Annotated in this window: 15 protein-coding genes and 1 pseudogene; 3 read left to right on the top strand and 13 right to left on the bottom strand. The window is 34.1% G+C overall.

Annotation, left to right across the window (positions count from 1 at the left end; translation table 11 throughout):
- Positions 1 to 97: 97 nt before the first annotated feature.
- The 4 genes from JFT95_RS09010 to asnB all read right to left on the bottom strand — a co-directional run bounded on the left by JFT95_RS09010 (position 98) and on the right by asnB (position 3,939).
- Positions 98 to 1,099 carry an N-acetylmuramoyl-L-alanine amidase gene (locus tag JFT95_RS09010; protein ID WP_002031713.1) on the bottom strand — a complete coding sequence of 334 codons (1,002 nt, stop codon included), beginning with the start codon at positions 1,097 to 1,099 and terminating at the stop codon, positions 98 to 100.
- Positions 1,100 to 1,205: 106 nt separating this feature from the next.
- Positions 1,206 to 1,541 carry a hypothetical protein gene (locus tag JFT95_RS09005; protein ID WP_078176649.1) on the bottom strand — a complete coding sequence of 112 codons (336 nt, stop codon included), beginning with the start codon at positions 1,539 to 1,541 and terminating at the stop codon, positions 1,206 to 1,208.
- A gap of 45 nt (positions 1,542 to 1,586) precedes the next feature.
- Positions 1,587 to 1,946 (bottom strand): GNAT family N-acetyltransferase, encoded by a 360-nt coding sequence (locus tag JFT95_RS09000; protein ID WP_113768884.1) that lies wholly within the window; start codon positions 1,944 to 1,946, stop codon positions 1,587 to 1,589.
- Between the two features lie 91 nt (positions 1,947 to 2,037).
- On the bottom strand, positions 2,038 to 3,939 hold the full coding sequence (gene asnB / locus JFT95_RS08995) for an asparagine synthase (glutamine-hydrolyzing) (protein ID WP_002012706.1): 1,902 nt from the start codon (positions 3,937 to 3,939) through the stop codon (positions 2,038 to 2,040).
- A 217-nt stretch (positions 3,940 to 4,156) separates the two neighbouring features.
- Here asnB and JFT95_RS08990 point away from each other — a divergent pair, with 217 nt between their 5' ends.
- Positions 4,157 to 4,624, top strand: coding sequence for an Hsp20/alpha crystallin family protein (locus JFT95_RS08990; RefSeq protein ID WP_002012708.1), 468 nt, complete (start codon positions 4,157 to 4,159; stop codon positions 4,622 to 4,624).
- A 36-nt stretch (positions 4,625 to 4,660) separates the two neighbouring features.
- On the opposite strand, the gene JFT95_RS08985 is transcribed toward JFT95_RS08990, so the two are convergent.
- Positions 4,661 to 5,248, bottom strand: a complete 588-nt coding sequence (locus JFT95_RS08985) for an SCO family protein (protein WP_002141632.1) — start codon at positions 5,246 to 5,248, stop codon at positions 4,661 to 4,663.
- Between the two features lie 334 nt (positions 5,249 to 5,582).
- Between JFT95_RS08985 and JFT95_RS08980 the strand changes: the two genes are divergently transcribed.
- Positions 5,583 to 6,557 (top strand): MBL fold metallo-hydrolase, encoded by a 975-nt coding sequence (locus JFT95_RS08980; RefSeq protein WP_201052022.1) that lies wholly within the window; start codon positions 5,583 to 5,585, stop codon positions 6,555 to 6,557.
- 188 nt (positions 6,558 to 6,745) lie between these two features.
- On the opposite strand, the gene JFT95_RS08975 is transcribed toward JFT95_RS08980, so the two are convergent.
- From JFT95_RS08975 to JFT95_RS08960, 4 genes and pseudogenes are all read right to left on the bottom strand, one after another.
- A complete protein-coding gene (locus JFT95_RS08975; protein WP_201052020.1) occupies positions 6,746 to 7,588 on the bottom strand; it encodes a DegV family protein in 843 nt (280 codons plus the stop codon).
- 153 nt (positions 7,589 to 7,741) lie between these two features.
- Positions 7,742 to 7,993, bottom strand: coding sequence for a DUF2535 family protein (locus JFT95_RS08970; protein ID WP_201033118.1), 252 nt, complete (start codon positions 7,991 to 7,993; stop codon positions 7,742 to 7,744).
- A 328-nt stretch (positions 7,994 to 8,321) separates the two neighbouring features.
- Positions 8,322 to 9,061: pseudogene (tatC, locus tag JFT95_RS08965) on the bottom strand (twin-arginine translocase subunit TatC).
- Positions 9,062 to 9,114: 53 nt separating this feature from the next.
- Complete coding sequence (locus JFT95_RS08960; RefSeq protein WP_002012719.1) at positions 9,115 to 9,294, bottom strand: twin-arginine translocase TatA/TatE family subunit; 180 nt, start codon at positions 9,292 to 9,294, stop codon at positions 9,115 to 9,117.
- A gap of 209 nt (positions 9,295 to 9,503) precedes the next feature.
- On the opposite strand from JFT95_RS08960, the gene trhA reads away from it, so the two are divergent.
- Positions 9,504 to 10,160 carry a PAQR family membrane homeostasis protein TrhA gene (gene trhA, locus JFT95_RS08955; protein ID WP_002085872.1) on the top strand — a complete coding sequence of 219 codons (657 nt, stop codon included), beginning with the start codon at positions 9,504 to 9,506 and terminating at the stop codon, positions 10,158 to 10,160.
- A 35-nt stretch (positions 10,161 to 10,195) separates the two neighbouring features.
- On the opposite strand, the gene JFT95_RS08950 is transcribed toward trhA, so the two are convergent.
- The 4 genes from JFT95_RS08950 to JFT95_RS08935 form a co-directional block, all read right to left on the bottom strand.
- Entirely contained in the window at positions 10,196 to 10,915 is a 720-nt protein-coding gene (locus tag JFT95_RS08950; RefSeq protein ID WP_002065190.1) for a lysophospholipid acyltransferase family protein, read from the bottom strand.
- A 111-nt stretch (positions 10,916 to 11,026) separates the two neighbouring features.
- Complete coding sequence (locus tag JFT95_RS08945) at positions 11,027 to 11,662, bottom strand: FMN-dependent NADH-azoreductase (protein ID WP_002012622.1); 636 nt, start codon at positions 11,660 to 11,662, stop codon at positions 11,027 to 11,029.
- Positions 11,663 to 11,902: 240 nt separating this feature from the next.
- Complete coding sequence (pbpC, locus tag JFT95_RS08940) at positions 11,903 to 13,888, bottom strand: penicillin-binding protein 3 (protein WP_201033116.1); 1,986 nt, start codon at positions 13,886 to 13,888, stop codon at positions 11,903 to 11,905.
- Between the two features lie 154 nt (positions 13,889 to 14,042).
- Positions 14,043 to 14,531, bottom strand: a complete 489-nt coding sequence (locus tag JFT95_RS08935) for a dihydrofolate reductase (RefSeq protein WP_201052018.1) — start codon at positions 14,529 to 14,531, stop codon at positions 14,043 to 14,045.
- Positions 14,532 to 14,540: the final 9 nt, after the last annotated feature.

Raw genomic sequence — 14,540 nt, 5'->3', positions numbered from 1 at the left:
AAATAAAGTGTATAAGTATGAAAATAATAAACGTTCTTAAAATGCGTATCTACGTTATACATAAATACGCATTCATATTACATTATAAACTCATTTCCTAATATTGATTATATTTAATATATGATGGATCATTATACACCCATTGATTTCCACCAAGGTTCAACCAACCGTTTTGATTAATATATACTAAATAAGATTCTGGATTATTTAATTTACGAATAACTGAAGAAGATGTTGATGGACCACTTCTTAAATTCACATTCGTTCCTTGTATATATGCGACACCAATTGCACTTCCATCGCTATTGCTCGTCTTTACAAAATTAATGTACGAAGGGTCATTATACACCCATTGTCCATTTCCTAAGTCTAACCATCCGTTACTTTCCTGATATACGACATACGATTCTGGGGAGTTTAGTTGACGAATAACTGAAGAAGACGTTGATGGACCACTTCTTAAATTCACATTTTTCCCAAGGATATAAGCAATCCCCTTCGTTTGTGGTGTTGGCTGAGGATTTGGAGGTTGTGGATTTGGAGGATTCGGATTTGGAGCTACTCCAAAAATAGCTGCTATTCCGTTTGCATATGCTTGACTTAGATCTTCGATAAATTGTGGATTTTTCAATAAATTAGCATCAAATGTTGTATCAATAAAAGCAGTCTCAGTTAAAATTGCATCCATTGCAGTCTCCCTTAGTACCGCATAATTTGCTTTTTTTGCCCCTCGATCACGAAGACCATATTTTGTTAATACAGGATTGACTGCTGCATGCATTTTTTGTTGCTTTTCATATGCGGAACTACTATTAGATAGCGCATTGTAAATATAACTTTCAAATCCAGTGCCACCGCCACTATTAATGTGAAATGAGATAAAATAATCTGCACCAAATGAATTAGCAATATTAGCACGTTCTGATAAAGAGATAAATACATCACTATCACGTGTCATTTTAATATTGATTGGGTAATTTGCAGATAAAATATCTCGCACACGTCTAGCAATTTGAAGTGTTAACTCTTTTTCCACTAACCCATTACCAACAGCACCAGAATCATATCCACCATGCCCTGCGTCTATAACAAGTTTCATATATCTTTTTCATTCCTTTCTTTATTGTAATAAGCTTTCATTTCTACTCGTCCTATTTTATGTTAATTGTACAAGTTCCGTTACAAGTACAAATAAAAAAACCCCCTTATGTAAGGCGGTTTCTATCGCTTTGCTTTAGCCAATTTAAAATGAATATATACGATTGATAATGGATGTAACGTATGCAAAATAAAAGAAATAAAAGAAATATCCCACCGCCGCTATATAGCAACCCAAACTTCAAAAAGATGTTCAAAAGAGGTGGGAAATACGTTATGTTTTGCAATACAAATAGCATACAAAACAAAATTACAAACACGGGTATATATTGTAATTCATATGGTCTTCTCTTCTTATACATTCTTTTCCGAATAAAAGTCTGGCATAGTTCTGCTACTATAAAACAACCTCCAACTAATACAAGACCAGAAGTTATCGTCATACGTCCACCTACCTTATATTCATATCATCACCTAATCAATATTCACTATATTTTCTTTACATATATTCCATTTTCCTCAATAAAACCAGATCCCTCTATGAAAGATTTAGCTTGTTCCGTAAACATCTCTTGCAATACTTTTATTTCTTTCACATTTCTCTGTTTCATCATTTCTTCAAATGTAAAATACGTATTTGTCCCGTATCCATAACCTTGATAATCAAAATGAATAATTAACTGTGACAAAATAGCACTCTCTTCTTGAACGCTATAATCTATTACACCAATATATGTATCATCAGCCTTTACACAATACTGAACCTTTTTCTCATCTAAGCTGTGTGAGTGAAACATTTCTTTTACAGCGCTTTCATTTTCTGTATTTACTTTCTCAAACGTAATCATATGTTGTCCATCCTTTTACTATTATTGTATCAATAATAAATGCAATTTATGAAAAAAACCTTAAGATCGAATGCGACCTTAAGGTTTTTTATTAAACTAAGCTATACGCACGCTTTGTTTCTTCGTGGAACTTATTCGTATCGTATTTATGCTCAACATAAATTTGATGCCATACCATAAACGCAAGTACAGTCCAAATTTTACGGCTATAATCGCCTTTATCTGCACAATGTGCTTCCAGTAAGTTTAATACATACTGTTTTTCGATTAAATGCTCAGTTTTGCTTTCTTTAATAATATTTACAGCCCAATCGTGCATTTCATCTTTTAACCAGTGACGAATTGGTACTGGGAATCCAAGCTTTTTACGATCTAACACGTGATCCGGAACAATTCCACGAGCAGCTTCACGTAATATAGCTTTCGTTGTTCCGTTTGCAATTTTAAATTCTGTCGGAATTTTAGATGCAACGTCAAATACTTCTTTATCTAAGAACGGTACACGAAGTTCTAATGAATTTGCCATCGTCATTTTATCAGCTTTTAATAAAATATCGCCGCGTAACCATGTGAACATATCAATGTACTGCATTTTACTTACATCATCATAATCTTTAATTTCGTTATACAATGGTTTCGTGATATCCATATAGTTAACACTTTCATCGTAATACTTCATTAATTCAGCTTTCTCTTCTTCACGGAAGATTTTCGCATTTCCATAGTAACGCTCTTCGATTGGCGTACATCCACGCTCTAAGAAGCTTTTTCCTTTAAACCCTTCTTTAAGAGCACCACTTAATGCCTTTAGAACACTCTTTCCTGGGCTAGGAATGTAAGAGAACATTTTTAACGAGTTTGGCTCACGATAAATGTTATATCCACCAAATAGCTCGTCTGCACCTTCACCAGAAAGAACAACCGTTACATGTTTACGCGCTTCTTTCGCAACGAAATACAATGGTACAGCTGCTGGATCCGCTAAAGGATCATCCATATGCCAAATGATTTTTGGGAACTCATCCATAAATTCTTGCGCTGTAATGAATACGTTATGGTTTTTAACTCCTAATTTCTCAGCAGTTTCTTTCGCAACATCAACTTCACTGAAACCGCGTTGTTCGAAACCAATAGAGAATGTTAATAGATTTGGATTCATTTCTCTTGCGATAGAAGCAATAATAGATGAATCGATACCACCAGATAAGAAAGAACCTACTGGTACATCACTACGCATATGTACTTTTACAGAATCGTATAATACATCACGAATTGCTTGGATATGCTCCTCTTTCGTTGCGCTTGAAGCGTTGAAATAAGGATTCCAGTAGCGATGGATTTCCATCTCTTTACCGATTTCTTTTACGAAGTAATGACCAGGCTCAATTTTGTTAACATCAATTGTTAATGTTTCTGGCTCTGGACCATATTGGTACGTAAAGTAGTGTTGTAGTGACTTTGGGTTTACCCCTTTGTCTTCCATTACATGCATAATACTTTTCTTCTCAGATGCGAAGAATGTAGTATCGCCTTGTTGTGCGATGTATAAAGGCTTAATACCGAAGTGGTCACGTGCACCGAAAAGTGTCTTTTCTTCACGATCCCAAATCATAAATGCGAACATACCACGAAGGTAGTCTACACATTTTTCTTTCATATGTGCATACAATGCAATGATAACTTCTGTATCAGATTGTGTAGCAAACGTTGCACCTTTTTCAAGTAACATTTCACGTAGTTCTACATAATTGTAAATTTCACCATTAAAAATAATTACATATCGATCATTTTCATAAGTTAACGGCTGATGTCCTGCCTCTAAGTCAATGATACTTAAACGGCGGAAGCCAAATTGTACATGTTCATCACGAAAATATCCTTCGTCATCTGGACCGCGGTGGAAAATCATCGTGTTCATATTTTCAAATTGATGTTTTTCTGTTTCTGAAAACTCTCTAGGGTTTTCACATAAACATCCTACAAAACCACACATACTTCTTACCCTCTTTCAGTTTTCATTCTGTCTCAATACTACTATATCAACCCTATTTATACTAGCATAATCAACTGAATATGGCGACCAAAAACTATAAAAAACTCACTCCATTTCACATTTTTAACATTTTTTTATGAAAACATGAAAACTAGGCACTCACCTTTCTCCGCTTTTGTCATATGATATTGCAAATTGATTTCTAGGAGGTAATACCATGAGTGAAGAAAAAAAAGATTCTTCTCGCCCACCAGTTCGTAATTATTTAAAACAAATTGATGATTTTTTCGAACAAACGCCTCTTCGTGGCGTAATTGCTGATTTAAATCATTTTTTCCAAAAAGGAAACCGTTTATTAACATTCCCAGTAGATTTATACGAAGTTGGTGACGAACTCGTCGTTACAGCCGAACTACCAGGTATACAAAAAGAACAAATTCAAATTGAAATACAAAGCGAATACTTAAAAGTCTCTGTAAAAGAAGATATACTTGAAGAGACGGAAGAAGAACAAACATCTCATAACTATTATCGCCGAGAACGTTCCATTTCAGAAGCGTCAAGAATTATTAAGTTACCATATTTAATTAATAAAAAAGCAACGAAAGCTTCTTATCAAAACGGTGTATTAGAAATTCGCGCACCGAAATTACCACAACAGCATGACATATTATCCATAGACTGAATACTAATAAAAGAAGGGTGCTTAGCACCCTTCTTTTTAATCAGCTAATCGCTTCATATCACGTATAATATCTTCGTATGGCGTATTGCTAATGCCACTATATTTTTTCATTACTTTTCCATTTTGATCGACTAAGAAAAATGATGTACCGTGTATTACTTGCCCATTCTCTGGTTTATCTACAAGCGACTGGAAGTTATCTTTTGAAAACTTTGTAATATCCTCCAGTGAATAACCAGTTAACAAGTTCCAGTTACTTGTATCCTCTGTAAACTTTTGAATGAATGCTTTCAAATTTTCTGGTTTATCAAGTTCAGGGTCTACACTAAACGAAACAAACTGAACGTCTAATTTCTCTTCCTTAGCCATTTTCTGTAATTTCGCCATATTAGCAGTCATTGGCGGACAAACTGTTTGACAGTTTGTAAACATGAAATCAGCTACCCAAACTTTCCCTTTTAAATCTTTTGTACCAAACGGCTTTCCTTCTTGATTTGTAAATTGGAAAGTTTCCAAATCCCAGTTTAACGGTTTACGGAGTTTTGCCCCTGAACTGCTACAACCTGCAAGTACAAAGAGACAAAATACAACCATAAGACCAATTAACTTTTGATAACGCTTCATTATTAAACCTCTTTTCTCTATCCTTAATTTATGTAAGTTATGTATATCATAACAAAAGTAAACACTATGAGAAAATTGTTTACATCATTTGTTCACGAAATCGTACGAATTTACGTATGTTACTTCTTTATTTCAAGCGAATTACTAGACAAAATATATTTTACTACTATTATTTCTCTAACCATTATTTGCGAAACGAAGTTCATTGTTAAATTTGTAAATAAATCCCCTATTTTTTTACAATTACTTAAACATTAATCCATGTTAAACACTGTATTCCTTAACAACATTTCGGTACAATACAACTACAACGATTTTAAATGAGGTGATGTTCATGGCAAAGCGCTATGAAAATATGGATAATGCAAGTACAAAAAAATCAATTCGCGCCTTCTTACGTTGGCGTAAAGAGAGAAAGCAAAATAAAAAAGACTTTTCTTTTCTAGTAGAACAATCACCTGTTAAACAAAGTAAATTTCTACTAAATAACTTTAAAAAAACGACTGTCACATGGATTGGTCATTCAACTTTTCTCATTCAAACGAACGGCTTAAATATTTTAACAGATCCAGTATGGGCAAATAAATTAAAGTTAGTTCCACGACTTACTGAGCCAGGGCTCACTATAAAAGAACTACCTAAAATCGATATCGTTCTTATTTCACACGGTCATTACGATCATTTAGACTTTTCATCTCTTCGTCAACTAAATGATGATACCTTATACCTTGTTCCTATTGGGCTAAAAAAATTATTTACTCGTAAAAAATTCACCAATGTAGAAGAATACAACTGGTGGGAAAGTACAACAATTGATGAAGTCTCTTTTCACTTCGTACCTGCCCAGCACTGGACGAGAAGAACATTATTTGATATGAACACCTCTCACTGGGGAGGATGGATCATTGATAATATGACTTCTTCAGAAACCATTTATTTTTGTGGTGATAGTGGTTATTTCCAAGGATTTAAAGAGATCGGCAAACGTTTTTCAATCGATATTGCACTTATGCCAATTGGTGCCTATGAACCAGAATGGTTTATGAAAGTGTCTCACGTTTCACCAGAAGAAGCTGTGCAAGCGTATCTAGATATAAAAGCTACACATTTCATTCCCATGCACTACGGTACTTTTGCTTTAGCAGATGAAACACCAAGGGAAGCAGTAACACGACTACGAAATAACTGGAATTTACGAATGCTACCGTGGGAACAACTACATGTTCTCTTTTTAGGTCAAACTTTCACTTATAGCCCTATTGTCCCAGTTAAAGAACCAGTAAAAATCACAGAAACTTCTCATGTATAATAGTACTAATTTTTGCGAGTAATTTATCATATACTTTAAAAAATTGAAAAGGGTGTTTTCCATGAAAGATTATTTACAGACTCGCTATATAATTAGCGGTAGCGCCTGTATTGCCCTTCTCATTTCTTATTTTCTGTCCTGAAATAATAAAAAAGCTACTTGAAAATTCATTTCAAGTAGCTTTTTTATTACTCTGCTAAATACATAAAACCAATTGCTCCTGGTCCTGTATGAGTACTGATAACTGGTGTTGTAAAGAAAATCTCTGATTGAGTGAATCCATTCACTTTTTCAACAGCAGCTTTTACACTTTCTGCTAAAGGAATTGCTTTAGCATGTGGAATCGCAACAGCTTTCACCACTTTCCCAGCAGTATCTTCCTCGAATAGTTTAGCCAACGTTTTTACAATCTGCCCTTGGCTACGTACTTTCGTTACCGGATTATATACGCCGCCTTCTAAACTTGCAATTGGTTTAATATTAAGTAAAGAACCAATAAGTGCCTTACCTTTACCGATGCGTCCACCTTTTACTAAGTTTTCTAATGTATCTACGACAACATATAAACGAGTATTCTTTCTTACTTCATCAATACGTTTTAAAATATCTTCTAGTGAGCATTCTTCTTTTGCCATTTTTGCAGCTTCAATTACTTGATATGCTAAAGCATGTGTAATAAATTGAGAATCAACAACTGTTACTTTTGTATCTGTCATTGATGCAGCACTATTCGCTGTTGCGACAGTACCGCTCATTCCACCTGTCATATGAATAGAAAGCACTTGGCTTCCGTCTTCGCCTAGCTTGTCATACATTTCTACAAATGTACCCATAGCCGGTTGTGATGTTTTTGGTAATTCTTCTGATTTAATCATTTCTTCAATAAATTCATCCGGTTGTAAATCTACACGATCTAAGTATGTTTGTCCATTTACAGAAATAGATAATGGTAAAACATGAATATCATACTTCTCAAGTATATCTTTTGATAAATCTGCCGTTGAATCTGTTACAATTTTAATTTTTTGCATATTATATTCTTCCCTTTCCAATACGCTCTCCCTGTTATTATACTAGCATTCCCGAGGCTTTCAACAATTTCGAATGAATTTCACCAAATTAATTATATTTTTATACCTAAAATGAAAAAGACAGAGCCTACCTAACTCTGTCCCTGCTGTGTATTATGCATTCTTTTCAAGAGTATTTGTCTTATATACATTTGAATAATCATGCCACTTCAAACAACTTTGTAAATATTCACGGAAAGAGTACGAGAATCTTGGGTTTTTATGTTTTTGAATTTTTGCAATAAATAATTGAAGACGAGACTGAATTAGAAACGCTAATGGATGCTGTGTTTGTAGGACAGGGATTTCAAATATTTTAATACAATTCCCTGTTGCATGAGTGAAATAAAAACTTTTCGTAATCACAATATCAATCCTCTTTTTCGTTGGATTTTTGAACTTCCTCCACTTTATTCTTTAACACGTTTTTTAGTGTAGGTTTCCTATGAATACTAAAATATCCTTAAGCTGCCCCATTTAGAAGTTAATACTTCATTTATATCCACCTAATTCGAACCCTGTCCTATATATCCTTTGAGACAGGAGTCTTATTATCCATATATAGCTTGATAACTTCAGTATAAACTTATAAAAATGAAAAGTTTGTCTAAATTTTGGAGATTCTATAATTTTTTCCTTCTATATATTGTATACAATTATAGCTAGAGTATAACAAATAAATTAAAAAGTGCCTTTATAACGAGGCACTTTTCGACTGTATTTCTTCTCTTTTCTGTTTTCGTTTACTAACTATCTTTGATAAAGCGATACTGATTTCATAAATACAAATAAGCGGTACCGCTACTAAACTATGTGATAAAAAATCTGGCGGCGATATACATGATGCAATTATAATCAACACGACATAAGCATATCTTCTTATTTTCTGAAGAAATTCTGCCGTTAGAAGACCTATACTCGTTAAAAAGATAACAACTACAGGTAATTCAAATATAACAGCAAACGGAACTGTTAAATTTAATACGAAATGAAAATATTTTTCCGTTGTAAACATCGTATTAAACATCTCATTACCAATTGTAGTTAGGAAATGAAATAAAAATGGCATGACGATAAAATAACCGAAAGATAGGCCTGCTATAAATAATATAGACAATACCGGTATATACATTAATGTCATTTTTTGTTCATTGGGATGTAAACCTGGTTTTACAAATAACCAAATTTGTATCGCAGCAAAAGGAATTGTACAAACGATAGCAAATACTGTAGCAATCGAGAAAAAATCCACAACACATCACTTGGACCGAGAACAGTTAATTTCATTGGTAAATCTTTTACAAGCCAAAAATAAATATCCTTCGTAAAAGTAAATCCAATAATTAAAAATAATACAAAGGATAATACTGTATATATTACTCGTTTGCGAAGCTCAACAATATGTTCTACTACGCTCATTTCCCGATCTTCCATCTCGTTCACCACACTTTATTTATCCATTCCGAGAAAAACTTTAGCATATTCTTTTATTTATTTTTTTCTTTCTCTTGAAATGCCTCATCAGTCAATTCTTTTGTTGATTTTTTAAATTCTTTTAACGTTTCCCCTAAAGCTTTCCCAATTTCCGGTAACTTTTTTGGGCCAAATAAAATTAACACTGCTACTAAAATTAAAATTAACCCTGGAAAGCCAATATTTGAAAACATTTCCCCATCCCCTTCATAAGTAGATTCCTTGTCCTACTATTCCATAAGTTCATTTTGTCAAAAAATTTCGTAAACGTCAATGTATCCGTTGTCTTTTATCAAAAAAATTAGAAAATATAATCAATTGAATATCATTTTCTATTCCTTTTGTATATGATATGGTTAAGGAAAATATAACTTATCTCAATACAGTGAAAGGAATTAACATTATGACGCAAAAAATTAAAAGAATGACCCAATTTGTAAAAGAAGAAATTGCGAATGCAATTACCCATGGTATCGGTGCCATTTTAAGCATCCCTGCCTTAATCATATTAATTATTCATGCTTCCAAACATGGCACAGCATCTGCTGTTGTTGGTTTTACCGTTTATGGCGTAAGCATGTTCCTTCTATACTTATTTTCTACACTGCTACATAGTATCCATCATCCAAAAGTAGAAAAGTTATTTACCATTTTAGATCACTCCGCCATATATTTATTAATTGCCGGCACGTATACACCATTTCTACTCATTACACTGCGTGGCCCGCTCGGTTGGACTTTACTCGCAATTATTTGGACCCTTGCGATTGGTGGAATTATTTTCAAAATCTTCTTTGTTCGTCGCTTTATTAAAACATCAACATTATGTTATATCATTATGGGTTGGCTCATCATCGTTGCCATTAAACCCCTTTATGAAAATTTAACCGGTCACGGCTTCTCACTACTATTAATAGGCGGCATTTTGTATTCTGTCGGAGCTATATTCTTCCTTTGGGAAAAGCTTCCGTTCAATCATGCCATTTGGCATCTCTTCGTACTAGGCGGTAGTACAATGATGTTTTTCTGCGTACTGTTTTATGTCTTACCCGCAGCATAAAAAAGTTTCAGCTTGTTTAAGCTGAAACTTTTTTATTACTTATGTAATTGAGATGCAATAATATCTTTTGTATGCTGGGTTAACTCTTTAGCATCCATACTTGCATATTCTTCAGGTGTAATTGGCTTAGAAATCGTTACTGTTGCATGAGCTGGTTTCATACGATTTCCATTCGCTTCAAACATTTTATATGTACCATCTAACGTTACAGGTAAGATTGCTACACCAGATTTTACTGCTAGGTGAAAACTACCCGCTTTAAACTCTCCAATTTCGCCACCCTTACTTCTCGTTCCTTCAGGGAAAATTACGATAGAATGTCCATTCTTTAATAGTTCAATTCCATCTTTAATTGCCTTAAGAGATTGACGGCGATCGCTGCGGTCCATGAACACACAATTCATTAGTTCCATCCATGTTGGTACAACCGGAAACTTTTTAATTTCCGCTTTTGAAACGAATCCAATTGGCTTATTTAAGTAACCTAGTAAAACAGGAATATCCATATTACTTTGATGATTACTTACAACTAGCACCGGCTTGTCTTTTGGAACATTTTCAAGTCCCTTTACTTCTACAGTCGATCCAGTTACACCCACCATTTTCTTACCAAACCAGTTTGTTGTTTTATACACAACACTATCTTTTTCTTGCGGTGACATCGCATTTGCTTTTCTTTTTATACGCCACAACCTTGGTGTAATCGCAATTACGATTAAAATTAAATAAAAGATTTTAAAAAACGTTTGAATCATACAGAACCCCCACCTATTATCATTCCGACCTTCATTATACTAGACAAACGAAGGAAAAAGAAGAAAAAATGTCCAAACAACAAGTGTTTGGACATTTTGAAGTTTTCTATATTAGAAACGTTTTGCTAATTCGCGTGCATTTACAATTGCTGCTTCTTTAATGTCTTGTGCTTTTTCAGGATTTGCATTCATTCCTTCAACTGCAATATATTCAGTGTCTGATACACCCATGAATCCTAATACCGCATTTAAGTGATTGCGACCGAAGTCCATAGATGCGTATGCTCCTTCAGAGTAAACGCCGCCTGTAGCTTGAATATGAAGTGCTTTTTTGCCTTCTAGTAAGCCAACTGGACCATTTTCAGTATATTTGAATGTTTTACCTGCGATTGATAAGTTATCTAAGTATGCTTTCACTACTGCTGGGTAGCTGAAGTTCCACATTGGAGTCACGAATACATAACGATCTGCATGCATAAATGTTTCTAAGTTATTGTTCATTGCTGCAACTTTTTGTTGCTGATTTTCACTTAAAGTTTCGAATCCTTCGCCTGCTGCAAATTTCCCCCAAGCAGCGAATACGTCTGCATCGATTGCTGGTACAGTTGTATTGAATAAATCAATTGTTACAACTTCGTCTTGTGGATGTTCGTTTTTATATGCTTCGATGAAAGCTTCTCCTACTGCCATACCGAAAGAACCTTCTGCTGAATTTGGATTTGCTGTAATAAATAGTACTTTTGTCATTGTATTAGCTCCCTTTTACACATTTTATCTTTAATTTAAGATTTATAATTTAAAAGTAAATAACTTACCTTATGTAAGCATAATACAAAAAGTTATGTTTGATGTCAATAAAAAATAGCTACTTTTTTTCGTAAGTTAATGATTTATTTTATTTCTTTAAAATTCAGTATATAGATATTTAGAATTTCTCATGCAAAAAGGCTATCTCTATACACTATAGAGATAGCCTTTTATTACATATTATTTTTGAAAAACATGTTTCACTTTTTCAGCTGGAATGTTACTTCCGCCTCTACCTTTTACATCTTCAATCATCATTGTAATGACCATATCTGGTGAATTTAAATCAAATGCAGCGAACCAGCCTAGTTCTTTTCCTTCGGCCTCTTTGGATACTTTTAATTCCGCTGTACCTGTTTTGCCAGCAAGAGTCATACCATCAATTTTAGCAATTTTTCCAGTACCATCTGGATCGTTAATTACTTTCGTTAAAGCCGTTTTCAATATATCTTGATTTTCTTTAGAAATCACGTTTTCTTTCCAAACTTTTGGTTGTTTATCTGTTTTAATAAGATACGGTGACGGAATCTTTCCATCATTTACAATCGGTGCATACGTTAAAGCTAAATGAAGAGGAGTCATTAAGACTTGTCCTTGTCCATATCCTGTATCTGCCATTTGAATATCATTTTTTATGCCATCATTTGCGATTTTAGAAGCTGGGAATCCGTATTCAATTGGTAATTTCTCATCGAATCCGAATTTTTTCGCCTCAGCCATAAATTTATCTTTTCCGATTTTCAAAGCTTCTTGTGCGAAATAAATATTATCCGAGTATTTCATCGCTTTATCAAAATCAATCGGATTTGCATCTTTTACACGCGTTACATAATAATTACCCCAAGAAGAATCTTTCGTCCATTTCAATCCTTCAATTTTCAACTCTTCTTTCGGATCGATTGTTTTCGTTTCAAGACCGATTGCAGCTGTAATTGGCTTAAATACAGAACCTGGTACCGATAATTGTGTAAATCGATTCGTCATCGGTTTTTTCGGGTCATTATTCCAAGCCTCGCGTTGTGCTTTTGATGTTCCTCGTGCAATTAAATTAGGATTATAAGCTGGACTACTTACAAGAGCAATTGTTTCTCCACTTTTCGGATTAATTGCCGCACTTGAACCAGCTTCTCCTTTCATTTCATTATACGTTTTTTCTTGAACAACACTATCGATAGTTAAAGTTACATTTTCTCCATCAACAGCATCTGTTTTCGCTAAATTTTTAATTTCTTTTCCTTGTGCATCCTCCATGAAGACACGGCCACCTTTTTTCCCGCGTAGCTGTTCTTCCAATACTTGCTCTAATCCAGCTTTACCAACTGGATCATCGGCTTGATAGCCTTTCTTTTGAAGCGTTTTTAAATCTTCTGCATTTACTTTTCCGATATAACCAGTAAGATGCGCTGCTGCTTCCCCTAACGGATATGTACGAACATTTACAGGTTTTGCTGCAACACCAGGTAAATCGATGTACGTATTTTGCGTTGCTCCCTCAGGCAAAATTCCAATTGGTACGAGATACCCTGGTTTTACCCATTTCGCAGCTAGTTTTTGATCAATCTCTTCTACAGACATATTTAACAACTTCGCTACTGCTTCTTTCGTTTGCGGAGCAGTTTCATCTAATTTTTCTGGAATAATTCCAATCTCAGAAGCTTTCCCATTCGTCGCAAGACCTTTTCCATTACGATCGTAAACTTCACCACGTTTTGGTTGTGTTGCCTGCATACGCACTTTACTATCTTTTGTCATGCCAGGGAAAATGAAATCAGGAGTCCAATCTATTTTCCAAGATTCTTTATCTCCATCTTTTTCTTTCACCATTTTTGCTTCATGGCCAAAAGAGATATTACCACCAACTGTATCCATACTTACTTTAAAAGGAACAGGACCTTCATCTTTTTTATCTTCTTTTACTTCTCCTGCTTCTACTTTTAAGTTTTTCACTTCAATGCCAGAATAAATTTTTTCATATTTCTCAGTGAACTCTTTCTTTGAAATATCTTTTTTTGCCTTTTCTGATAATTGATCATACATTTCTGCAAATTTTTGTTTATTCCATGCTTTTGTATATGTATCAAACGCTTCTTGTGGTTTTTCTTCTTTACCGCATCCAACTAACATGAACGTTAAGCAAAGAAAAAGAATCCCCCATATCTTTTTCAATCGATTCTCCTCCTCTTTCTATATGAATACTTTTGAAAATTTTAGCATTTTTACATGCTAGATTTCATTATAGCACTATTGAATATCATCTATAAACTTATATTAACGAATACAAATAAAAAGATTGATGTGAATTTCACATCAATCCTTCTTATTATTGTTGCTTCTCATACACATGATAATAGTACGTATACGGATTCTTTTCATCCGTTAAACCTTTTTCAACAAAAACTTCTTTCCAATTTGTCATATCCATTTCTGGGAAGAATGTATCTCCTTCAAATGCATGATGGATTTTTGTTATATATAACTTGTCTACGTAAGGTATAAAGAGATCATAAATTTGTGCTCCGCCGAAAATAAAGATTTCCTCTTCATTTTTGCATAGTTCAAACACTTCTTCTACAGAATGTGCTACTTCACAACCTTCAACACGATACCCTTCATTACGTGTTACAATAATATTACGTCTTCCAGGTAGTGGTCTACCAATCGCTTCGTAGTTCTTTCTGCCCATAATAAGTGAATGGCCCATCGTTGTTTTCTTTACATACTGCAATTCACTTGGTAAACGCCAAGGTAAATTATTATCTTTGCCAATTACTCTATTCTCGTCCATTGCGACCATAAATGAAACAATCATTTTTTCATC

The sequence above is a fragment of the Bacillus sp. TH17 genome, from assembly GCF_016651125.1.
Classification (GTDB): Bacteria; Bacillota; Bacilli; order Bacillales; family Bacillaceae_G; genus Bacillus_A; species Bacillus_A mycoides.
This window is presented reverse-complemented; position numbering and strand designations above follow the sequence as displayed.